The sequence below is a fragment of the Phyllobacterium myrsinacearum genome (assembly GCF_002980555.1).
In the GTDB taxonomy this organism is placed as follows: domain Bacteria; phylum Pseudomonadota; class Alphaproteobacteria; order Rhizobiales; family Rhizobiaceae; genus Phyllobacterium; species Phyllobacterium myrsinacearum.
Genome location: NZ_PVBT01000012.1, coordinates 16,492 through 37,983, shown reverse-complemented (window position 1 = coordinate 37,983; position 21,492 = coordinate 16,492). Strand labels below are relative to the sequence as shown.

The window sequence follows — 21,492 nt, the reverse complement described above, 5'->3', positions numbered from 1 at the left end:
AAAGGAGAAAGGCGATGAAAGCCGTGTTCTATGTTTTGGTCTGCTCCATCCTGACGATGAGCGCCGCCACGGCGCAGGTCCGGGTGAGAGACGCCGAGAATATCAGACTTGCCAGCCAGATCAGGGAATTGTCGCGGCAGATCCAGGCCGACACGTCCCTTGTCAAGGACCATACGCACCGAACCTTGCAGGCCGTCACCGGTGAACGCGGTCAGGATGCCGCGCTTTTTGCGAAACTGGCGACGGGTCAGGGCTTTTCCATGGCCGGAGCGCCTGACCTTGCCGCCGTCCTTCAGGCCAATCAGGCCGCGTTTGGCGGCATTGGCGCTCCATTCCAGAACAGCGCTGCAAAACTTATCAACGGCCTCAACCTGGTGAAATCGCTGGCCGATCAGTTTGGCAATGGTTCCACGGCAAGCAGCAGGAATTATGATCAGGCGGTGCGGAGCCTGACCACCATGGCCGCATTGACCGATGCCATGAATGCGGCGGCCAGGCAGCGCTCCGAGGGTTTTAACGATGCGGCGCGGCATGTCGGGGCTGCCGGCGATCTGAAAGGGGCTCTGGAGCAGAACACGCAGATGGTGCTGCAGGGCAACCAGACGACCAATGAAGCCGTCGGATCGCTGAACAGTCAGGTGCATCTGCTGTCCGAACAACAGCGCGCCGGTATCGCCGCCATGTCCGAGCGCAACAGGGCTCTGGCACCGATTGCCGTTAGCGATGCAAGAGGCAGCGCCTATGGCGATATCCGCGCCCGCCTGCAGGCACTGCAGCAGGAGAAGCGAAGCCGGCCATGAAAACGGGGATCGTCATTCTGATAGCCGGTGCGCTGGCATCGGCCTGCGCGGCGCGGTCGGAAAGACTGGCAAAATGTTCGTCACGCGACAATCCGATCGCAGCGAACGCCTATCTTCAGCCGCTGCCGCCCGCCGGTGCGCCGTTCGCGCTGCAGCCCGGACGTCTGACCGGTGACGGCTGCGGCCCGATGCGGCCGGTCAATCCGCTCCGCTTCGTCTCTGCGCCGCGGCGCACTGCACCATGAACCTGCTCGTTACCTTCTATGGTGATGCCATGCGCTTCTTCGACAAGGTCAATGGCGAGAGCATCGGCCGCGCCTGGAGCGTTCTGGCGGAAAACCGGTCTCTGGTGAGTCTGCTCTTTACCCTCTTCGTCATCCTCTACTGCTTGAGCGTGGCTCTGGGCTACAGCCGCGGCAGTCTTCAGGATGCCGCCGTCACCGGGCTCAAGGTGGTCATCGCCTATGCCTTCATCATGTCATGGCCGGATTTCAACGCGCTTGCCGGCCAGATTCTGCTGCACGGCCCCGAACAGATCGGTGCTGCCCTTGCCGCCAAAATGGGCGGCGTTGCCGTCGGTACCGAGGGGATGGCCGATCTTGTCCGCAATGTCGCGGTCAGGAGCTACAATTTCGCCTCCGCTGTCATGCGCGCCAATGATTCATGGGTATCGCTCAACATCGTCGGACTTCTTGCCATGTCCATTGTTCTTGTCGGACTGATACCGCTCCTTCTGATCCTGACGGGGGTTACCCTGTTCGGTAAGTTCATCATTGCCATCATGCTCGCCATCGGCCCTTTCGCCATCATGGCCTATTTCTTCAAACAGGCGCGTTTCCTGTTTGAAGCATGGCTGAAGGGCCTGGCCTTCGGCTTTTGCATGCTGCTCTTCACCTTCATCATTCTGGGCCTGTCCTTTTCCTTCCTCGACCAGATCATGGCCGCCATCGGCACCACCGATTTCGACAATACCGGCGTGGTGGCCAAGGTTGTCGCCCTTGCCTGCTATCTGCTGCTGATCTGCTATTTTGTCTGCAAGGTCCCCGATTTTGCCCAGACCTTCGCCTTCGGCACCGGTCTTGCCTTTCAGGGCATGGGCGGCGGCGGCGCCCGGCATGTCGCCATGGGCACCCTTGCAACGGCACTGATCCTTAAGGGCGAAGCCGTCGCAGCCGCGCGGTCGGCAAGCGGCAGCCGGGGCGCCTTCGGCCCGCGCCCCGGCATCAGTCTTTTTTCCCGGCAGCTCACCGCGCGTCTGCGCGGCAGAAATAGGTAAGCAGAACCCGGATGAGTCCGTCGGTCGGCGCGCAAATCCGGTTGAAAAGACAGTGTTTTAAAACTAGAGTTTGATTTTATGGACTTCAGCAACCGGTCCGATCGCCGCGGGCGCATCGGACGCGATGTCAGGGTGATCGCATGGCTGGCAATGGCGAATGGGAAAGCCTCTACCGCGAGGGCGAAACCTGGCAAGGGCGCACGGGCCGGTTGCAGACGATGATGTCGCTGCTTCTTCTGGGCGCTGCCGCTGCCGGCTGGACCCTGGCCGGCATTCTGGCCTTCACCCTGTCGCAGATGTTTCCGCTGATCCGGTCGGAACTCGTGCCGCTCATCGTCGACAGAAACACCGGCTATATGGAAACGGTGACCACCCTTGCCCGGGATGGTGAAAAGGTCACGCAGCTGCAGGCGGTGCGTGCGGCCTTTGTCGGCAATTATGTCCTGCGGCGCGAGACCTATGATCCGCGCTATGTGGCTGACAATTACGACATGATCGGGCTGTGGTCGGATCCGCGCGGCGATGCCTTCAAAACCTATGAGGCCTGGATGAACCCCGCCAACCCGCGCGGGCCTGTCTCCGTGATCGGGACGGATGGAGACATCCGTCCCGAAATCCTCTCGGTCAATCCGTTGAATGCCGGCACCATGAATGTCCGCTTTGAAACGCGCGAAAGAATAAAGGGCGGCAATGTCGTCAACCGCTGGTCGGCAACCGTCCGCTACAGGCAGGTGCAATTGCCCGCCTCCAACCGTGTCAGGCTGTTCAATCCCTTGGGCTTTGTCGTGACCGATTACGTCCGCGTGCCGGAAAACATGCCGGGTGGGCTCACGCCATGAAACGCATGCTGCTTGCCTGTCTGTACCTGGCCGTGACACTTGGCGGCGCGTCGGCCGAACTGGTTGCCCAGCCGGGGCGCGCCGATCCGCGCGTGCGCAGCGTTGCCTATTCGGCCGATCAGGTGGTCGTTGTGACCGCAACCTATGGGCTCATCACCACCATTCTCTTCGGCGCGGACGAGGATATCCTCACCGTGGCGGCCGGCGACACACTCTCCTGGCAGATTGTTGTTGCCGCCAACAGGAAGGCTTTGAGCCTCAAGCCGGTCGAGAAGGACGCCCCGACCAACATGTCGGTGATAACATCCAGACGCAGCTATGCATTCGAGCTGCGGATCAACACGGCGAGCGCCGCACGCGAGCAGACCTTCAAGGTGCGTTTCGTCTATCCGGAAGCTGCGGGGCCGCGGGGAACGGCCGAAATGTGGCGCCAGGCCGAGGCGGCGACGAAAAACCCCAATCTGAAAAACCTGCGCCGCGACCGCTTGAATTTCGAATACGGCTTCAAGGGCAGCGATAGGGCGCGGCCAAGCTGGGTGTTTGACGACGGGGTGAAAACCTTCATGCAATTCACCGGCGATGTGCCTGCCATCCTTGCCGTTGATGACAGGCGGCGCGAAAGCCTCGTCAATTACCGGCGCGAGGACGATTATATCGTCATCGACGCCGTATCACGCCAATGGTCGCTGCGCTCCGGCGGCGACACGGAGACCTGCCTGTTCAACCTGCGGGCCGGTCCGGCGGACCTGCCCGCGCCCGTCCCGGGCGCCGTGCCACCGCGCCGCCTGGGCGGGTTCGTGTCGTTTCCCGCAAGCACGGCGGCCAGGCAATGACAGGTTCACCCATGCCCGCGCCGGACTATCAATGGAGGGACAGCGCGCCGGGAACGGCGGTCAGAAGGCGCACTACGCGGCGCGGCCGGGTCCTGGCGCTGCTTTTTGCCGTGCTCGGCCTCGCCGCCATCGCCTATGTCATTGCCGGCAATGATGGGCCGCCATCCGGACCCGTCGATTTGCCGCAGGGCGAGGAGTTTCTGCCGCTGACGGCGCCCCAGCAAGGAGCCTTTGCCCCGCCCCCGCCGCCGGCCATTCCGGCCGTTGTCGTACCGGCGGCGCCGTCGGGGATGGAGGAACAGGCAGCCCAGGCCGATCTTGCGCCCGCCACTCCGGCCGAACCCGATTGTGCCGACGTGATCGATGCACGCTCGGCGCGGCCCGAATGCATCGAACAGGACCGGCAACGCAAACTGCTGCAACGGGTTCATTCCAGCATCGTGGTCGTCGACAGCGCCGCCGCTGACATGCTGGGTGCCGGCGCGCAGTCCACCGCCTCGGGCGAGGCGGACCGGACACCGGCTCAGCCCGTCGCGACCGATGGCGATCGCGCTTTTCTTGCCCGCATGGGCGCGGCGCAGGTCGAAACCGCCGCGGCCCGGCAAATCAGGAGAACCGATGCCTGGATTGCTCAGGGCACCCTGATCCGCGCCACATTGGAAACCGCCATCAACTCGGATCTGGCCGGCATGGTCAAGGCCATCGTGCGCAAGGATGTCTATTCCTTCGACGGCCGCCGCGTCCTGATCCCGGCCGGATCCTCTCTGGTCGGTGACTACAAGAACGGCATGGCCCGCGGCCAGGAGCGCCTGTTCATCGTCTGGACCCGTATGCTGCGCGGCGATGGTGTATCGGTCCTGCTTGGTTCCTTTGGTACGGATGCACTCGGACGCTCCGGCCTTGCCGGGTCGGTCGACAGGAAATATTGGGAGCGGTTGGGGCCCCCTGCCCTCCTGACCATGATCGGCGGCGCCACGCAATATCTCGCCGCGCTGGGCAACCGGCAAAATCAGCCTTACACAACCATCGTCGATGCCGCGACCGGAACGCTGATCACCGTTCCGGCCGGCGGCAATGGGAGCACGGCCAACCCGCAGCAGATCGCGTCACAAACGCTTGCGGCCGGTATCCAGCAACTGGCTGCGGAAGCATTCAAGGATACCAGCGCCATCCAGCCGACGATCCGCATCGATCAGGGCAGCGAAGTTCAGGTCTTCGTGACCCGCGATCTCGATTTTTCCGGGCTTTATCCCGATCCGGTCCGCCAGGAGTTTGACCGCATGCGCCAGGCGCGGGGGCACAGATGACTCAGGCCCTTCCCGTCAGTCCGGCGCGCTATTTCCTGGACGAGGCTCTGGTCCCCATTCGCCACTTTCTCGACGATGCCGCCATTGGGGAAATCGCCTGCCAGAGACCAGGCGAGGTGTGGATCGAGCAGGCGGGGCGGCATGACATGGTCAGACACCGGGTCGATGCATTGGATGGGGCGGCCATCGCCCTGATGGCCGAACGCGCCGCGGCGCATTCCAATCAGATGATCAGCGCCGAACAGCCGCTTTTGTCCGTCACCCTGCCCGGCGGTGAACGCGCGCAGTTTGTGCTTCATCCGACCTCGGCCACCGGTCACTGCTTTGCTATCCGCAAGCAGAACCGTCGCCGTCTGACGCTTGCCGACTATGATGCCCTCGGTGCCTTCCGCTCCACACGCGTGGCCACAAACGCATTCACCGACGCGGTTGACGTCGAGCTGTCGCGCCTTTTGCGCAACAGCCGCATCCGGCCATTCCTCGAATGCGCCGCGCGCCATGGCCGCAGCATGATCATCAGCGGCGGGACGTCGACGGGCAAGACCACGTTCCTTAACGCCATGCTATCGGCCATTGCACCGCATGAGCGCTTCGTCATTCTGCAGGATACGCTTGAACTTGAACCATCCCAGGAAAACGTCGTTCTGCTCACCGCATCAAAAGGTGGCCAGGGCAGCGCCCGGGTGACGATGACCAGTCTTTTGGCCGCCGCCTTGCGGCTGCGGCCGGACAGAATCTTCATGGGCGAGATCCGCGGAGAAGAAGCCTTTGATTTTCTCAATGCCATCAATACCGGGCATCCGGGCTCCATGACAACCATTCACGCCAACTCGCCGCGCCATGCCTTTGACCGGCTTTCGACCCTGGTCCTCAACAGCGGCATCCGCATGGATCGGGCCGATATCATCGGGTACATCCGGTCCATTGTTCCGATCGTCGTGCAACTGACAAAAGGCGGCGAACACGGCGCGCGCGGCGTGAGCGAGATCTTTTTTGCCGATGAGGTCGACTGCCATGGCAAACGCAAACACGCCTGACTCGCGCCGCAACCATTCGGGCGCCCGCCGGCCGGTGCGATCAGACCGGTGGTGGAAATCGCCGGCCGCAACGCTGATACTGGCGCTTCTTGCCGCCGTCGCGCTCTGGCTCGGTATCTTTGCCGTGCTCCGGGATATCGCCATGCCGCCATCGGCCGGCGATGCCCGCCGCTTCCTGACCCTGGCGGCGCGGCGCGAGTCGTTGGGCCTGCTTGTGCTTTCCCTGATTCTCGCCGCACCGCTGATGTTCGCCGTTCTGACCCAGTGGATGCTCATGCGCGGCCGCACGATCTCCCGTTCTCTGCTTTATCACATGCATATTCGTTCCACGCGCCGGCTGGTCCAGTGCGTGGCAATCGCGCAATGTCTCAGCCTGACGGCGGTCGCCGTCTATTTCGTCACCTTCTATTGCGCGGCAACGATGTTCGAGCGGCGGGTTGAACTGGCGCGCTATCTTTCCGCACGGCCGCTTGCCATGGCAACCCTGCCATTTGCTTCCCGCATGGCCGCCAGTCCGTCTGTCCGGAAGGCAACCCTTCTGGCAGGTCTTTCAGCCCTTGCCAGCCTGTGCATTCCCATCGGCCTTGCCGTCTACCGGCGCCGGCGCCTCATCTACGGCAATGCCCGCTTGGCAACATTGACCGATGCTGCCGATTTCGGACTGCGCCGCCGGCGCGGCGTGGTGCTCGGCCGTCAGCGCGGCCGGCTTCTCATCGACGACAGCGACAGACATGTGCTGGTGATCGGCTCGCCCGGTCAGGGCAAATCGCGCAGCCTTGTCATCCCTTCGATCATGCGCTTCGGCGGATCCATGTTCATTCTTGATTTCGGCGGCGAACTGCATCGGGAGATGAGCGGCTGGCTGGGCGCGAACGGCTATCGGATCTACGTCATTGCACCGGGAAAGATCGAGACGGACTGTTTCAATCCGTTTGACTTCGTCAGTTCTGATCCGGTGCAGCGCATCACCGATCTGCAGAAGCTCGCCATGATGATCATGCCCGAACGCATCCGCTCCGATGCATCGGACTTTTGGGAAGAAAGCGCCCGCATCCTCCTGACCGCCCTGATGGCCTTCGTCATCGAATGCCCGGATACGCGCAAATCCCTGGGTGAACTGCACCGCATTCTGGGCGCCATGCCGGAGGAACATGTGGTCGTTGCCCAGCTTTTGAAAAAATACCGTCATCAGCTCAGCGACGCGACCTGCATGCAGCTTGAGAAATTCTGCGGGCGCCATGACAAGCTTGCGGAAGGCATCGCCGCCGAAATCGCCGCCAAGATCGATGTGCTGCAGAACCGGAATCTCGAGGCAATGTTTGCGGCGACAACGGTTCCGCTTGCGGCCATCCGCAACCGGAAAATGGCCATCTTCCTGGATGTCGATATGCAGACGGTGCGGGTGTTCGAGCGGTTTGTGTCCCTTATCATCGAAACCACCATGGACGTGCTCGTCCGGCAGGGCCCGCTGCGCGACGGCCAGCATGATGTCATGGTGATGCTCGATGAGTTCGGCAATGCCGGGCGCCTTGATACGATCCTTACCCAGGCCCCGCTGATGCGCAAATACGGCATTCGCTTTGTCCTGACCCTGCAGGACAGTGCGCAACTGGAACGCTTGTATCAGAAACCCGGCCGGGAGATTATCGCCGGGGCATCGACGCTCACCCTTTACATGAACTTCCAGAATCCGCGCGATGCCCTTCATGTTGCTGCCATCGCCGGCAAGACCACCGACTGGCTGCCGACGTCGTCATACAGTTACCGGCATGGCCGGCGCGACCGCCAGGTGTCAATGCTGCCGGTGCAACGGGAACTCCTGTCGGTTGCCGATCTGATGCTGTTGAAACCGGAAGAGGCAATCTTGCATGTGGCCGGCGCGCCGATCTTCAAACTGAACAAGATCGATGGCGGCAATGATCCGCGCTTTTGCGACTGTGCCAGATACCCCGCTGTTTCCCGGCCGCGCATGACCATCGTTGAAACACGCGACATGGCGCGCAAAAGTGCCAGTCATCCGCATGGCGCTTTGGTCTATCTGTCCAACCTGGACGGCTTGCGGCTGCGGCTCGGGCTTCAATCGCCGCTTTTGGGCACAGACGGCGGATGGCCGCATCGGCCCGGCGGCGGACAGGGCGAACTGTTCGGCAACCAAACGGCTGTCGTCCACCGGTCAAGTTCAGCGCGCGGCGAGGCTGAAAGTGGCGCGAAGGCAGGCTTTCGACAAGCGGTTGCGGATCATTGGGCCGCTTCTGATCACTGGCCTGATGGGTTGCCTTTTGCCGATCCAGCCGCGATCGAGGCGGCGCTCCTCGCCCTGCTCGACGAGGTCCGCCCATCCATACCGCCGCAGGCGGCAGAGGCCTTCAGAACGCTTGAAGAAGCCGTGTCCAACCCCTTGCAGGATGACGATGACAAGGCAATGTGACCGGTCAATTTCCTCAGTCCGGGATTGCCCCTTGGGGGCAACGATGATGCTTGCCGGTCTGCGCAGGCGGCCGTCGAGGGCATCAGAATCCGCGTTCCATACCAGGCGCTGCCGCCGTGCCCGGTCCGGCAGCGCGTTGCGCGCGGTCGTTCCTTCCCGGACGGCTTGCTCTGTTGCGCTCGGGCTGGCCGCGCTGAGAGTGAGAGGGCTGCGGGCTGCGCCGCGACGGTTTGAAGATCGGGAGAGAGGCTTCCGGCACCCGTCTTGGAGAACAGCCATGAACAATTCGGACATCATGAATGCCGCAGGCCATGCAAAGGTTGGCTACAAGGTCGATATCGGCCGGGGTGAGCGGATCGGCCGCGTGTCCTCGGAATGGTTTTCGCGCCCCGACGATGAGCGTTTCCTCTCCCTGCCGGAACTCTTCGACAAGGTGCACGATCGCAGTCTCCGCAGCTGGCACCGTCTGGTCGACAGTGCAGCGATCCGCGTTGAGGCACACCGCTCCGATGCGCAGAGCCTGTCCCTCGTCTGTCCCGGTGTGGCCGAACCACTGGTGCCGACGCATTGGAGTTTTGGCCAGCTTGCGAGCCTTGCCGGCGCCCCTGCTGCCTATCTGCGCCAGCTTCCCGCATCGATCGCCGGCCTCAATCTGCAGCATGGCCTGGCCTCGAACCGGACCGCACCGGTCAGGACCCTTGCGACACGCAATGGCCATTGTGAACTGCGTGCGGTGACCGGACCCGGTTACGGCCGCGTCTTTGACCATGAACTGGTCGATGCCGTCCGGCGGATCGCGGGCAATGGCACCGGTGACACGCGCTGGAAGGTGCCAGGCACGCTCGACTGGTCAACCAGCATCTACAGGCCGCGCGTCGAGGTCACCAAGGCGACCACGACGCTCTATGCCAGCGACCGCGACATCTTCCTTTTCCTGGTCGATGACCTCAATCCGGTCGAGGCGGGACATCTGCCCGATGGGTCGCCGGATCTCTTCTTTCGCGGCTTTTATTGCTGGAACTCGGAGGTTGGCGCCAGAAGTCTCGGCATAGCCTGTTTTTATCTGCGCGCCGTGTGCCAGAACCGCAATCTCTGGGGCGTGGAGGACTTCCAGGAAATCACCATCCGGCATTCCAAGCACGTCGCCGCTCGCTTTGCCCATGAGGCCGCACCGGCGCTTGCGCGGTTTGCCGATTCCAGCGCTGCGTCCTTTGTCAGAACCATCAAGGCCGCGCGTCAGCGGACCGTCGCCGCCACGGACGAGGAGCGTGCGGGCTTTCTGCGCAACTGTGGCTTCAGCGCGACTGAAACCGCAAGGATCATCGCGTCAGTGCTGGCCGAGGAAGACCGCAAACCGGCAAGCCTCTTTGATTTCGTTCAAGGCATCGCCGCCGCGGCGCGTGACCAGACACATCAGGATGCGCGTCTCGCACTGGAAGCCAAGACGAAGTATCTGCTGGATCGGGCCGCCTGATCTGGGCGCAGGATGATGTGCCGGCCGCCCTCTCAAAGCAAGGGGTAGGCCGGCACTTCGTGACGGGTTGGAGGCTGAGAGAGAGGCTCCCAGTCGCCCGTCATGGAGTGTACTGCGATGGTAAAATCATCCCGGAAAATTACCCTGTCGTCCTCGCGCGACATCCCCTTCGACCGGCTTGTCATGTCGAAGGCCAATGTGCGGCGGATCAAGGCCGGCGTGTCGATCGAGCAATTGGCGGAAGATATCGCCAGACGAACCCTCCTGCAGAGCATCACGGTTCGGCCGCTGCGTGATGCCGACGGTCGCGAGACCGGCATGTTCGAAATTCCGGCCGGCGGGCGCCGCTACCGGGCGCTTGAACGGCTGGTCAAACAGAAGCGCCTTGCCAAGGATGCGCCAATACCCTGCATCCTTCGCGAAGACGGCTTCGCCGAGGAGGATTCGCTTGCCGAAAACATGCAGCGGGCACCTCTCCATCCGCTCGATCAGTTCCGCGCCTTCCTCGTCTTTCGCGAGAAAGGCATGTCCGAAGAGGAGATCGCCGCCCATCAGTTCGTTTCGGTGGCTGTCGTCAGGCAGCGCCTGCGCCTTGCGTCGGTATCGCCTAGATTGCTTGAGGTCTATGCCGATGACGGCATGTCCCTTGATCAACTCATGGCATTTACGGTCAATGGCGACCATGCGCGACAGGAACAGGTGTTTGAACAGCTCGCACAAAGCAGCTATGCCAGGGAACCGCATTTCATACGCCGCATGCTGACGGAGGGCGCGGTTCGCATCACCGATAAGCGGGCGCAGTTCGTCGGCGTCAACACCTATGCCGCCGCCGGTGGGGCCATCATGCGCGATCTGTTTCAGGGCGATGATGGCGGCTGGCTGCAGGATGCCGGCCTTCTCGACAGACTGGCGGCGGAGAAATTGCGCGCGCACGCGGCGCTCATCGCTGCCGAAGGCTGGAAATGGATCGAGGTTGCGCCGGATTTTCCGTATGGTCATACCTTTGGCCTGCGCCAGCTTCGCGGCGAGCCGGCGGCTCTGACCCAGGAGGAATCGGCCAGCCGCGCCGCGCTTCAGGCTGAATTGGATGGATTGGAGGACATCTATGCCTGCGCCGACAGCCTTCCCGCCGACATCAGCGAACGGTTTGACGCGATCGGGATGGCGCTGGTTGAACTCGACGACAGGCCCGTCCTGTTCAATCCGGACGAGACGGGCCACGCCGGTGCCTTCGTCAGCATCGACGGCTCGGGTAAGGTCAGGGTCGAACGCGGCTATGTGCGCCCCGATGATGAGACCCTCGTTGAAGCGGATGCCGATCTGCCGGCTGAAGCGGATGCTCGCGATCAGACGGAACAGGATCGCAGTGCCGCTCCATCTTGCGCACAAAACGTTGAAGATGAAGAAGGCGCCGGGCCGATCTCTGATCGTCTGCTGGCCGAGTTGACGGCGCATCGCACGCTGGCGCTGCGCCATGCACTGGGTGCGCAGCCCGATACGGCTTTTCTTGCCGCGCTGCATGCCTTGACGCTGCGTGCATTTTATCCCCATGCAAGCGAAAGCTGCATGGCATTGGAGCTGAAGAGCGCCGGCTTTGGTGCACAGGCGCCCGGCTTCAATGACAGCCCATGGGCTGGTGCCGTGCATGGCCGCCATCAGGCTTGGCTCGCAAGGCTTCCGCACGAGCCGGGCATGCTGTGGGAGGCGCTGCAAGGTTTTGACAGTGACAGCCGTCTGACCCTGTTTGCACATTGCGTGTCACTGTCGGTGAACGCAATGGTGGATGCCTATACGCGCCCGCCGCGCGCCCTTGCCCATGCCGATCAACTGGCCATGACGCTTGCGCTCGATATGGCCGCAGCCGGATGGGAGCCTACCGTTGCCTCCTATCTCGGCCGCGTGACCAAGGCGCATATCCTGGCGTCGGTTCGTGAAGCAAGGGGAGCGCAGGCCAGCGATCGCATCGCCCATCTCAAACGAGGCGATATGGCCGAGCAGGCGCAGGAGCTTCTTGCCGGTACCGGTTGGCTGCCGCAAGCGCTGCGCACGCCAGGCTGCACCATCCTTGCCCCCGCAGATCCCGTCTCCGCCGCCGGCGATCGCGCAGATGAACCGGCGGAAACGGCCAAGCAAGGGGGCACCCCCGCGTAGAACGCCAGACCAAATATTCACGCCGCATCCGGGGCTGCCCGCCAAGGCGGCCCCATTTGTCAAGGAGGCCATCATGATTCCTGCTGCCGAGCTTGCACGGCGACTGGCCGACCAGGCCGAGGCCGTGTGCCGCCATTATCTTTTCAACGGCCATCGCGAGGGGCGCTACTGGTGCGTTGGCGACGTGCGCAACACGCCCGGACGGTCGATGTTCGTTCGACTGGACCGCGGAGAATGCGAAAGGGGCACCCCAGGCAGGTGGATGGACGCGGCCACCGGCGAGTATGGCGATCTTCTCGACATCATTGCCAAGGCGCGTGGCCTGACCCGCTTTACGGACATTGCCGCCGAGGCCCTGCGCTTCCTCGACGGGTCGCACGCCCAGCCCGAACGCGTCTCTCGCCAATCGGATGCCGGCCAACGCGCATCCGGAACGCCGGACGCGGCGCGGCGCCTGTTTGCACTGGCACACCCCCTTGCCGGCACGCTTGCTGAAAAATATCTGCACGGGCGCGGCATTACCAATCTCCATGGAACCGCGAGCCTGCGGTTCCATCCGCGCTGCTACTATCGCCCGGATGCGCACTCGCCCACCGAGACCTGGCCCGCGATGATTGCCTGTGTCACCGACCTTGCCGGTCATCAGACCGGTGCGCACCGGACCTGGCTTGATCCTTTCGGGCATGGCAAGGCGCCCATCGATACGCCGCGGCGCGCCATGGGCAAGCTGCTGGGGCATGCGGTCCGCTTTGGATGGTCGGGCGAAGTCCTGGCCGTGGGCGAAGGCATCGAGACAATGCTGTCATTGCGCTGTGCCCTGCCGCATATGAGCATGGCCGCTGCGCTTTCGTCCGCCCATCTGGCCGCACTCCTGTTTCCGGCCACGCTCTGCCGGCTCTATATCGCGCAGGATGCCGATCCTGCCGGCGACGCTGCGCGTGACACCCTGCTTGCGCGCGCGGCTGCGGCTGGGATCGAGGCGATTGTACTGTCTCCGGCGCTTGAGGACTTCAACGAGGATCTGCGCCGCGCCGGGATCGAGGCGCTTGCCGCAGGCCTGCGCAGGCAGCTCATCGCGCAGGATGTTGCTCGGTTCCTGTCACCGCCGCCATTGCCCGGCCGGTAATGCCGCCTGGAGGGTTCGCAGCATCCCTTGTACGACCCTTTTCCGGCAAGCGCGCCCCGGCCTTCTCCAGGGCGATCGGCCGGCAGACGGCCGGGCCCCGCAACGGCTGCGGCCAGCGATTTTCCGGCGCGCTCAGCGCGCTTTCCATCGCGAGGCAAAATCGCCGCCCTTCGCCATCCTGCGCTCGCGCTGCGGCCCTTCGCATGGCTGCGGGTGCAGGTCCAGTCCGCCCGCCCGCTTGTCTCGCCATGAAGGCCGCGCGGTCGCGGTCCAGCCAAGGGAGGTTCCCATGCACGCGCATAACGACCATGAGTTGCATCATCTGGCATCGTCCACCGACCATCTCCTGACCGAACTTCAGCTTTACGGCTATCGTCCCTTTGCCGACGAACCTGATCCCCGTCCGCTTCCAGAAGGCGCCAGAGTGGCGGGCGCCGTGGCCGACATCTTTGACGCGCTGATCGCCACGCTCGCCGACACACGCCTTGAACCCGACCTTGATGTCTTGCTCTGGTCGGCTGTCAACCTCTTTCACCGCGCCACGGAACGGATCGTGCGTGAGCTCGACAGCAACGAACAGAGCCAGCGCCGCAACCAGCGCGAGCAGGATGGCAGCGAGGTGAAGTCGGTTGAACTGGAACGTCTGACGGCCGAAGGGCAGACACTGATTGAACGCCAGGATGCCTTTGAGCTGATGCGCGATGAAGCCGCCGCACATTATGAGCGCCACACAGGCTCTGCATGGCATCCACGCGCCGGATCCATGGTCAATCACAGGGCTCTGACCTCCGCCATGATCGACAGCCGCGATTTCCTCCAGGCAAGAAAACGCGCTGCGCAAGAGGTACTTCTGCCAGCCGGACCGAAAATCGCCTTTAGCGGCGGGCTCGATTTCAATGATCACCGCCTGATCTGGTCGACGCTCGACCAGGTTCACGCCAAGCATCCTGACATGGTGTTGCTGCACGGCAAGTCACCGAAAGGCGCCGAAAGGATCGCCGCGTGCTGGGCCGATCATCGCCAGGTGCCGCAGATCGGTTTTGTTCCCGACTGGGCGCGACACGCCAAGGCCGCACCGTTCAAGCGCAACGATGTCATGCTGGAGGTATTGCCGATCGGTGTCATTGTCTTTCCCGGCACGGGCATACAGGACAATCTGGCCGACAAGGCACGCAAACTCGGCATTCCCGTCTTCGACTGCCGACGCAAACAAGGCGGCCTATAGGCACCTCCCGCCATTGTGCTCCCTGCTGTCAGGAGCGGGGAGCTTGCTGTCTCGTTTGGGGTGAACGGCAGCCGGGAACAGCTTGGTCCGCCCCGTGTTTGCATGGTGGAAATGGCTGGTCAACTGGCTGATCCCATTGCGCTGGCAGATTACATGGACAAGGCATGGCAGTTGCCATCTGACGACAGCACTGGCCACCCCTCCTATGCGCAAAGGCTTTCCGCTGTGGGATATGATGAACTGCCCATCCCAGAGCCCATATCGAAAGCAGCACTTGCCGCGCTTTTGGCTGGAAATGCCGCTGACAGATATAGTGCCGGGTTGGATACGGCGTGGACCAATAGAATAGCCAACCTTCTGCAATGAAAACACATGTTGCATGCCAGACTGATGCACCGTCCATCAAGCACCGCTATGGGATAATTTGCATAGTTAATATGTTGCCCCAAATTTGTGCGGTGTTACTGTGTCAGCGTTAGGGTCTTTACTCCCAGAACTCCTGACGATGAGTGCATCGTCACCGGCTGGCTTTCTCCGCCATGCCGGGCGTCTTCTCCCCATGACGCTGTCCGAAACTGCTCGCCACGACCTTTCTTGCTGGCTTGTCTTACACCGGGTTTGCTTGCTGTGCCGCCGACCATGATCCCGCAACCGCGCGATGCTGACCTTCTTCCCCGCCCTGCTCGGCTGATGCCGGCGTGGCTTCCTCGCGCGCCAAGAAGTTCTTCCCCGCGCAGCCCTCCATTGCATTTCTGCCCTTCGGGTGCGTGCCGGTCGCCCGGTGTTCTGCGATCGCCATCAAGGCCGCGGTGGTCGCGTCCTGATACAGCAACGGAGAAGACAAATGGCTCAGATCGGCACTTTCACCCGCAACGATGACGGCTCTTTCGCCGGCGTGATCAAGACCCTCAACCTTAACATCAAGGCCCGCTTTGTTCCGGCCGAGAAGGAAAGTGACAGGTCACCCGACCTGCGTGCCTTCGCGGGTACCATCGAGATTGGCGCCGGCTGGAAGAAGATCGCAAAGGAGACCGGACGCGACTATCACTCGATCAGGCTCGACGATCCGAGCTTCCCCGCTCCGATCTATGCCAGCCTCGTCGCAAATGATGACGGCTATGCGCTCATCTGGTCGCGTTAAGGCCACCAATCGCCGGCCGCGGCACTCCACCCGGAGCGCCGCGGTCTTGCAATGCGGCGGCGGCAACGGTGCAAGACGCTGCGCGCCGCCGGGGCCGATGCCACCGCATCCCGATGACTGCTGCTCCGTCTTGCAACAGCCCAATGCCGGCACAATGCCAAATGCGCTGATCGCCTGGACACATCGCTCAACAGGGCAAGTCAGAGGATCGAGCGCAGCAAGAGCTCAAGCTCGCCTGTGCTGAGTTCATCGCCTTGCGCCAAAATCGATCGAACGTAAGCGATCTTCTTTCGGATGCCAGCAAGGCTTGCGACCGGATAGGGCAGAAATGCCAGCCAGGCCGCCTCTGCCGCCGCGCAGGCCATCTCCAGGCGCTCGTCCAGCGGCCGCCCGTCTGCATCACCCTGCGCCAGCAGGCCAAACAGCCCATCTATCTCCAGCCTTGCTGTCCTGTGCCGTTCAATGGCCGTTTCGAGCACCATTTCCTCAGATTGATCGGGCTCAGGCCAGGGTATTCCGGATTGCATGGCTTCTGGTTCCCAAGGCTGCCGGCAGACGATGCAGACCGGCCGTGATCAAGTGCGGCGGCACGCGCCATGGGCAGCGATGGTTGATCTGCCCGGGCGAACAACACACCATCCTTGCGCTCAGGCTTGCCGCATTTCATCGGAGCGCAGGCCGTGCTATAGGGATGGTTCCTCTCGTGCCATTTAACTCACTTATACAGAATAGTTAAATCAATGCCAAGCCCCCTTGCCGCCCAGCGGAAAAGCCTTGCATTTTCATCCCGGGTGCTGCGGCGCATCATGGACAATCCACGCAGCAACGAGACGGCCCAGTCCCGCCTGAAGCAAGTCGGCATGATGAGCGTTCTTTATCACATGCACATCAGCCATATTCCGCTGACGCTGACCACGATTATCGGACAAACCGGCCTGACGCGCTCCGGCGTGGCCGAGACCGTCGATCAACTGCTCGCACGGCATATCCTTGCCGAAACGATGGAGAGAAACAGCCTCGGCCGGGGGACGGCAAGACGGTTTCATATCGATGAAGACCTGTTTGAGCACCCGGATGCGGATTGAATAGGCGGTCGGCGCGGGGCAGCACGTCGGCAATTGGCGCAGACAACAGATGCAGCGCGGACATGTCAAGCACGCTCGGGGCCAAACGGACCGCTTCATCCCTTTGCTCCTTCGGTTGCGGGCGGTCACAGACCGCAGGTGTCAAAGATATAGCCGCAGGCGCGAACGGTCTTGATCGGCGTGCCGGTGTTGCCGTTGCGCAGAATCCGGCGCAAGCGACTGACATGGATGTCCACCGATCGCGGATTGACCCGTGCCGCGTCATCCCACAGGACCGGAATGAGCGCCTGCCGGCTGTGAACGCGATCGGGATAACGCAGCAAATGGTACAGCAGGCGAAATTCGATCGGCGGCAGGTCCAGTCGCCGGCCGTTGCAGGTGGCCACATGCCCCGGCACATTGATCGCCACATCGCCTTGACGCAGGACCTGCTCCTCCGATCGAGGCGCACGCGCCGCGGACACCGTTCTGGCGAGGAAGCGCAACAGCCGATCAGGGATCAAAGGCCGGAGAAACCCTTCATCCATGCTTCCGGAGGGCACACGCATCAATTCGCGCGATCGGTCGGCCCTGATCAGGGCCGCCATCGGGATGACCGTACCACTGTTCCTGGATTTGATCTGCTGGGTTAACGCGGACAGGCCGCAGCCCTCACACGCCGTATCGGCGACAATCGCCTGGGGCATCTCGTTCTCCAGGACCGCCAGCATTTCGGCTGGTGAACTGGCCAGAACGCTGGCATAGCCTTCAGCCTCCACAATGTGTCGCAACAGCAGACAGAGCTCGGTATCGTCAGAACAGATCGCGATCACAGGTTTTGCAGCCATGCCCGCCTCTTGTGCAGTCCAGGATCAGATCATCGGCGCAAGCGCCGCCGGGTTTGCCACCCGTCAAGGGGCGACAAATTCGCCGCCATTGATGTCGATTGTCGCGCCATTGATAAAGCCTGAGGTTTCCTTTGCCAGAAAGGCGACAAGCGCCGCCACCTCGTCCGGGCGGCCGAAGCGTCCGCACGGAATGCGGCCGAGCGCATCAAGATTGGCCGGACTGTCGGCGCGCCCGGACATATCCGTCAATATCCGCCCGGGCGCCACGAGATTGACGGTGATGCCGGCGCGGGAATAGGGCTCCACCAATGCCCGTGTTAGCCCGGCAAGGCCTGCCTTCGAGGTGACATAACTGGCACCGGCAATCCTCGGCCGGGCTCGTGCAGCGATGGAGCCGACCAGCACGATGCGCCCGAAGCCGTTTTTGACCATGCCCGGCAGGGCAGCCTGGCAGCACAGCATCGCGCCGGTCAGATTGATGGCCATCACCTCGTTCCATTGCCGCAGGGTCATCGCGCCAAATGGCACCGCGCCATCGGGCCCCTTGGGCGAAATGCCCGCATTGCAGACAAGCACCGCCGGCGCCTCCCAGGCCGCCGTCACTGCGGCAAAGAAGGCCTGAATGGCCGCTGCATGCGCCAGATCGACGGTCCGGGCGAGCACCCTGTCAGGTCCATGGACCTTTTGCAGTTCGGCCGCGGCCACGCGCACCTTGTCGTCATTCTGACTGAAAACGGCAACACGATGCCGCGACTGCAGCAGCGCCCGGGCCGTGGCAAGGCCGATCCCCGTCGTTCCCCCCGTCACAACCGCCACCCGCAAATGATCATCTCTCATCGGACGCTCCTGTCCATGGCCGCAAACAGCGACAAGGGCGGGTGCGCCTGCGGATCCGTCATGACCTCGATAAGCAAGGCTTCCCGACCATGCAGTCCCCGTTGCAATTGCTCACGCAGTTCCAGTGGATCGCCGATGCGCACCCACGGGCATCCGCATGCCTGTGCAATGAGGCCGTGATCAACATCGCCAAGATGGCAGGCGCTTGTATAGTGGCCAAACTTGACGGTCTCCGCATCCCTTTGAAAGCCAAGAATTCCATTGTTGAGCACGACGATGGTAACCGGCAGGCGCGAGCGGATCATGGTTTCCATTTCCGCCCAGGCATGGGCAAAGCCGCCATCGCCGACGATACACACAACTGCATCATCCGGTCTGGCCGCCTTGGCGCCGAGAGCAAGCGGCAGACCCCAGCCGAGCCCTGCCAGCCCGCGCGGCGTCACGAAACGCATGCCTGCCGACAGTGCGCGCAATTGCCCCGCTACCCACATGGACGCATAGCTGGCATCGGCAACAATGATGGTTTGCGGTGTCAGCAAGGCCTGCAATTCGTGCATCACCCGCTCCGGCCGGATCGGCGCGGCGGCGCAATGTGCCCTGGCCTGCCGGTCTTTGTCGAACCTGTCCCAGCATGCGGCGATCCTGCTTGCAATATTCGGCCGCGCCAGCGTGCGGCGGTCCAGATTCGTATCGCGCAGGAGCGCTTCGCGCAAATCCGCCAATGTCTCGCGCACATCCCCCACAAGGCGCAAGGCCTCGTAGGTTCGCCCGATCTCGGCAGGATCGATGTCGATGTGAATGACTTTGCTATCCCCTGTGATCTGGCGCCAGTTGTCGGTGCCGTTCTGATTGGTGCGTGTGCCGGCAAGCACGACAACATCGGCCTCCCCGATCAGCGCGGCGGTGTATTGGCCAAGCGAGCCCGGTCCCACCAGGGAGCCCAGAACCCCGGCCGACAAGGGATGACCTTCGTCGACGGCACCCTTGCCCATATTCGTCGTCAGCACGGGAATGCTGCAGTCCTGCTGCAGTGCAGCCAGTGCATCGGCGGCCTGACTGGCATGAATGCCGCCGCCGGCAAGAATGATGGGCGCATGCGCCTGCGCCAGGATCGATGCGGCTTCACTGATCAGGCACTCCGGCGGGCGCGGCCGGTCCAGCGGCCAAACGCCAAGCTGAGCCGTGCGCGGAAATACAGGTTCCGGTGCAATGTCGCGCAAGAGATCGGCCGGAAGAAGCAGCGCCACCGGACCGGGACGGCCGGATCCGGCCATGGCAAAGGCCGTGTCGACATAGTCGTCAACCCGGTCCGCGGCGGCGAGCCTGCGCACCCATTTCGTACAGGACTGAAACAAAGCGATCTGATCAAGGTCCTGGAACGCATTGCGATCGGTGTGGCCGCGTTCAACGTCCTGAACCAGGGCAACCACCGGAATGCTGGCTTTCAGGGCCTCGGCCAGTGGCGGCACCAGCAAGGCTGCCGCCGGCCCGTTTTGCGCGGCAACCACGCCGATCCTGCCGGAACAGCGCGCATAGCCGTCCGCCATGGCGCCCCCCATATTTTCCTGGCGATAGGCGATTTGCCGGATACCTAGCGCTTCGGCGGCCAGAATGACCGCCGAGGGCAGGCTCTGGGCAAAAACATGCGAAACGCCGTGCCGCCTCAGGGCAAGCGCGATGCACTGCGCCACGCTGCGGGATGCGTCACCGGCCATTGTCGTTTTCTCCATGCGTGCAGGCACTGGCAGCCAGAAACGCCGCAAAGGTTTCGATGATGTGTGCAATGTCTTCCGGTGTCATGGCCGTCGAAAGACAGGCCGCCGCCCCCTTCGGCAGGATAATGCCAGCCTGCAGAAAGTGCCGGTTCAGCCGCTCCATCAGCGCCTTGTCGGCTTCGCCCAGATAGGCCTGCCGGTAGTCGGTGGGAATGCGTGGGCGTGGATGGATGCGGAACAGCGAGGCCACGCCGCTGACGCTGAAACGGGCACGGTGATGGGCAATGGCCCCGTGCAATCCTTGCCGCACTGCATCTCCCATTGTCTCAAGCCGGTCGAATTGATCGCGTGTCATGGCCTCCATGGCCACCCGACCGGCGATCATGGAAATCGGATTGGCCGAGAAGGTTCCGCCCTGCGGCAGGGCGGGCTTGCCGCCATTGGCGCTGAAAACGCGCATCACATCCGCCCGTCCGCCGACGGCGCCGATGGCAAAGCCGCCGCCGATGATCTTGCCCATGGCGATCACATCCGGCGTCATGCCGTAGCGTGCACAGGCGCCGTGATAGCCCTGGCGCAAATTCAAGACTTCGTCGGCCACGATGAGAATGCCGTGCTTGTCGGCAAGGCCTGCGAGCATGCCGAGAAACCGTTCGTCGGGATGCAGCAGCCCTGCCCGGCTCGGCATCGGATCGATAAGGACGCAGGCAAGCCTGCCCGCCGCGGCGCTCAATTGTCGTTCGGTCTCGGCAAGGTCATTGAAACGGCACAGAACCACATTGTCGGCCACGCATTGCGGCATGCCCCGATAGGTCGGTGCCGCCCGCGGCATCTGCGCCACGCCCCACTGCGCCGGACCATTGGCCTGACCCGCCTCCGCCCAGTCATAGGCGCCGTGATAAGCGCCTTCGAAGCGGGCAATCGCCGGTCTGCCGGTAAAGGCGCGCGCCGCCTTGATGGCAAACATCACAGCCTCCGTGCCGCTGTTGACAAAACGGATCCGCTCCACGGATGGAATCCGCCCGGCTATCAGTTCGGCCAGAGCGATTTCACTTTCGGTCGGATTGGCAAAACACGTGCCATTGCTAAGGGCCGTTGCCACCGCTTCAACCATGGGCGCAAAGCCGTGGCCATGAATGAGCGTGGTGAAATTATTGTTCAGATCAAGAAAACGCCGGCCATCGGCATCGATGAGATGGGCCCCCTCCCCGCGCACGATATAGATGGGCTCCGGTTGCCTTTCGACGGTGACACGCGTTGTTCCATCGGGAAAGACCCGCCATCCGCGCCGGTACAATCGCTGCGATTGGCTCAAGCCGCCGGGATCGGCGGCGCCCCGAACATCATCTCCGTCCATGTGCAATATCCTCGCTGCCGCGCTTCATTATGTT

Annotated in this window: 20 protein-coding genes; 15 read left to right on the top strand and 5 right to left on the bottom strand. The window is 62.8% G+C overall.

What is annotated here, in order from left to right; genetic code table 11:
- Positions 1-14: 14 nt before the first annotated feature.
- From C5750_RS25930 to C5750_RS25860, 14 genes are all read left to right on the top strand, one after another.
- On the top strand, positions 15-800 hold the full coding sequence (locus tag C5750_RS25930) for a conjugal transfer protein (protein ID WP_105738274.1): 786 nt from the start codon (positions 15-17) through the stop codon (positions 798-800).
- Positions 797-1,045, top strand: a complete 249-nt coding sequence (locus C5750_RS25925) for a hypothetical protein (protein ID WP_105738273.1) — start codon at positions 797-799, stop codon at positions 1,043-1,045. Before C5750_RS25930 ends, C5750_RS25925 begins: the two co-directional genes overlap by 4 nt.
- Entirely contained in the window at positions 1,042-2,076 is a 1,035-nt protein-coding gene (locus C5750_RS25920) for a TrbL/VirB6 family protein (protein WP_105738272.1), read from the top strand. Before C5750_RS25925 ends, C5750_RS25920 begins: the two co-directional genes overlap by 4 nt.
- Before the next feature lie 140 nt (positions 2,077-2,216).
- Complete coding sequence (locus tag C5750_RS25915; protein ID WP_105738271.1) at positions 2,217-2,915, top strand: VirB8 family type IV secretion system protein; 699 nt, start codon at positions 2,217-2,219, stop codon at positions 2,913-2,915.
- The gene (locus C5750_RS25910) at positions 2,912-3,748 is read left to right on the top strand and encodes a TrbG/VirB9 family P-type conjugative transfer protein (protein WP_105738270.1); all 837 of its coding nucleotides are present in this window, start codon (positions 2,912-2,914) and stop codon (positions 3,746-3,748) included. Before C5750_RS25915 ends, C5750_RS25910 begins: the two co-directional genes overlap by 4 nt.
- A gap of 467 nt (positions 3,749-4,215) precedes the next feature.
- Entirely contained in the window at positions 4,216-5,055 is an 840-nt protein-coding gene (gene virB10, locus C5750_RS27060; protein ID WP_425350523.1) for a type IV secretion system protein VirB10, read from the top strand.
- A complete protein-coding gene (gene virB11, locus C5750_RS25900) occupies positions 5,052-6,092 on the top strand; it encodes a P-type DNA transfer ATPase VirB11 (RefSeq protein WP_105738268.1) in 1,041 nt (346 codons plus the stop codon). Before virB10 ends, virB11 begins: the two co-directional genes overlap by 4 nt.
- Positions 6,070-8,520 (top strand): type IV secretory system conjugative DNA transfer family protein, encoded by a 2,451-nt coding sequence (locus C5750_RS25895; RefSeq protein WP_158531358.1) that lies wholly within the window; start codon positions 6,070-6,072, stop codon positions 8,518-8,520. The genes virB11 and C5750_RS25895 overlap by 23 nt, the downstream gene beginning before the upstream one ends.
- Positions 8,521-8,797: 277 nt before the next feature.
- Positions 8,798-9,994, top strand: a complete 1,197-nt coding sequence (locus C5750_RS25890) for a DUF932 domain-containing protein (RefSeq protein ID WP_105738266.1) — start codon at positions 8,798-8,800, stop codon at positions 9,992-9,994.
- A 117-nt stretch (positions 9,995-10,111) separates the two neighbouring features.
- Entirely contained in the window at positions 10,112-12,145 is a 2,034-nt protein-coding gene (locus C5750_RS25885; RefSeq protein WP_105738265.1) for a ParB/RepB/Spo0J family partition protein, read from the top strand.
- Positions 12,146-12,218: 73 nt separating this feature from the next.
- Positions 12,219-13,271 carry a DUF7146 domain-containing protein gene (locus C5750_RS25880; protein ID WP_105738264.1) on the top strand — a complete coding sequence of 351 codons (1,053 nt, stop codon included), beginning with the start codon at positions 12,219-12,221 and terminating at the stop codon, positions 13,269-13,271.
- 289 nt (positions 13,272-13,560) lie between these two features.
- Positions 13,561-14,496: a DUF2493 domain-containing protein gene (locus C5750_RS25875; RefSeq protein WP_105738263.1), complete on the top strand. Its 936-nt coding sequence runs from the start codon at positions 13,561-13,563 to the stop codon at positions 14,494-14,496.
- Between the two features lie 111 nt (positions 14,497-14,607).
- On the top strand, positions 14,608-14,862 hold the full coding sequence (locus C5750_RS25870) for a hypothetical protein (protein ID WP_130502138.1): 255 nt from the start codon (positions 14,608-14,610) through the stop codon (positions 14,860-14,862).
- A gap of 478 nt (positions 14,863-15,340) precedes the next feature.
- Positions 15,341-15,637 carry a DUF736 domain-containing protein gene (locus C5750_RS25860; RefSeq protein WP_105738260.1) on the top strand — a complete coding sequence of 99 codons (297 nt, stop codon included), beginning with the start codon at positions 15,341-15,343 and terminating at the stop codon, positions 15,635-15,637.
- Between the two features lie 200 nt (positions 15,638-15,837).
- Here the strand turns inward: C5750_RS25860 and C5750_RS25855 are convergent, their stop codons facing one another.
- Positions 15,838-16,164, bottom strand: a complete 327-nt coding sequence (locus C5750_RS25855) for a hypothetical protein (RefSeq protein WP_130502137.1) — start codon at positions 16,162-16,164, stop codon at positions 15,838-15,840.
- 213 nt (positions 16,165-16,377) lie between these two features.
- On the opposite strand from C5750_RS25855, the gene C5750_RS25850 reads away from it, so the two are divergent.
- The gene (locus tag C5750_RS25850; protein ID WP_105738258.1) at positions 16,378-16,722 is read left to right on the top strand and encodes a MarR family transcriptional regulator; all 345 of its coding nucleotides are present in this window, start codon (positions 16,378-16,380) and stop codon (positions 16,720-16,722) included.
- A 125-nt stretch (positions 16,723-16,847) separates the two neighbouring features.
- Here C5750_RS25850 and C5750_RS25845 read toward each other — a convergent pair whose 3' ends face one another.
- The 4 genes from C5750_RS25845 to C5750_RS25830 all read right to left on the bottom strand — a co-directional run bounded on the left by C5750_RS25845 (position 16,848) and on the right by C5750_RS25830 (position 21,458).
- Positions 16,848-17,549 carry a winged helix-turn-helix transcriptional regulator gene (locus C5750_RS25845; protein ID WP_105738257.1) on the bottom strand — a complete coding sequence of 234 codons (702 nt, stop codon included), beginning with the start codon at positions 17,547-17,549 and terminating at the stop codon, positions 16,848-16,850.
- 63 nt (positions 17,550-17,612) lie between these two features.
- Positions 17,613-18,386 carry a 3-oxoacyl-ACP reductase FabG gene (gene fabG / locus C5750_RS25840; RefSeq protein WP_105738256.1) on the bottom strand — a complete coding sequence of 258 codons (774 nt, stop codon included), beginning with the start codon at positions 18,384-18,386 and terminating at the stop codon, positions 17,613-17,615.
- Complete coding sequence (locus C5750_RS25835) at positions 18,383-20,101, bottom strand: acetolactate synthase catalytic subunit (RefSeq protein ID WP_105738255.1); 1,719 nt, start codon at positions 20,099-20,101, stop codon at positions 18,383-18,385. Before C5750_RS25835 ends, fabG begins: the two co-directional genes overlap by 4 nt.
- Entirely contained in the window at positions 20,091-21,458 is a 1,368-nt protein-coding gene (locus C5750_RS25830; RefSeq protein WP_105738254.1) for an aspartate aminotransferase family protein, read from the bottom strand. The genes C5750_RS25835 and C5750_RS25830 overlap by 11 nt, the downstream gene beginning before the upstream one ends.
- Positions 21,459-21,492: the final 34 nt, after the last annotated feature.

Excerpts from the sequence above, each read along its gene's own strand:
- C5750_RS25930 (WP_105738274.1), top strand. The coding sequence starts at position 15 with ATGAAAGCCGTGTTCTATGTTTTGGTCTGCTCCATCCTGACGATGAGC.
- C5750_RS25925 (WP_105738273.1), top strand. The coding sequence starts at position 797 with ATGAAAACGGGGATCGTCATTCTGATAGCCGGTGCGCTGGCATCGGCC.
- C5750_RS25920 (WP_105738272.1), top strand. The coding sequence starts at position 1,042 with ATGAACCTGCTCGTTACCTTCTATGGTGATGCCATGCGCTTCTTCGAC.
- C5750_RS25915 (WP_105738271.1), top strand. The coding sequence starts at position 2,217 with ATGGCTGGCAATGGCGAATGGGAAAGCCTCTACCGCGAGGGCGAAACC.
- C5750_RS25910 (WP_105738270.1), top strand. The coding sequence starts at position 2,912 with ATGAAACGCATGCTGCTTGCCTGTCTGTACCTGGCCGTGACACTTGGC.
- virB10 (WP_425350523.1), top strand. The coding sequence starts at position 4,216 with ATGCTGGGTGCCGGCGCGCAGTCCACCGCCTCGGGCGAGGCGGACCGG.
- virB11 (WP_105738268.1), top strand. The coding sequence starts at position 5,052 with ATGACTCAGGCCCTTCCCGTCAGTCCGGCGCGCTATTTCCTGGACGAG.
- C5750_RS25895 (WP_158531358.1), top strand. The coding sequence starts at position 6,070 with ATGGCAAACGCAAACACGCCTGACTCGCGCCGCAACCATTCGGGCGCC.
- C5750_RS25890 (WP_105738266.1), top strand. The coding sequence starts at position 8,798 with ATGAACAATTCGGACATCATGAATGCCGCAGGCCATGCAAAGGTTGGC.
- C5750_RS25885 (WP_105738265.1), top strand. The coding sequence starts at position 10,112 with ATGGTAAAATCATCCCGGAAAATTACCCTGTCGTCCTCGCGCGACATC.
- C5750_RS25880 (WP_105738264.1), top strand. The coding sequence starts at position 12,219 with ATGATTCCTGCTGCCGAGCTTGCACGGCGACTGGCCGACCAGGCCGAG.
- C5750_RS25875 (WP_105738263.1), top strand. The coding sequence starts at position 13,561 with ATGCACGCGCATAACGACCATGAGTTGCATCATCTGGCATCGTCCACC.
- C5750_RS25870 (WP_130502138.1), top strand. The coding sequence starts at position 14,608 with ATGGCTGGTCAACTGGCTGATCCCATTGCGCTGGCAGATTACATGGAC.
- C5750_RS25860 (WP_105738260.1), top strand. The coding sequence starts at position 15,341 with ATGGCTCAGATCGGCACTTTCACCCGCAACGATGACGGCTCTTTCGCC.
- C5750_RS25855 (WP_130502137.1), bottom strand. The coding sequence starts at position 16,164 with ATGCAATCCGGAATACCCTGGCCTGAGCCCGATCAATCTGAGGAAATG.
- C5750_RS25850 (WP_105738258.1), top strand. The coding sequence starts at position 16,378 with ATGCCAAGCCCCCTTGCCGCCCAGCGGAAAAGCCTTGCATTTTCATCC.
- C5750_RS25845 (WP_105738257.1), bottom strand. The coding sequence starts at position 17,549 with ATGGCTGCAAAACCTGTGATCGCGATCTGTTCTGACGATACCGAGCTC.
- fabG (WP_105738256.1), bottom strand. The coding sequence starts at position 18,386 with ATGAGAGATGATCATTTGCGGGTGGCGGTTGTGACGGGGGGAACGACG.
- C5750_RS25835 (WP_105738255.1), bottom strand. The coding sequence starts at position 20,101 with ATGGCCGGTGACGCATCCCGCAGCGTGGCGCAGTGCATCGCGCTTGCC.
- C5750_RS25830 (WP_105738254.1), bottom strand. The coding sequence starts at position 21,458 with ATGGACGGAGATGATGTTCGGGGCGCCGCCGATCCCGGCGGCTTGAGC.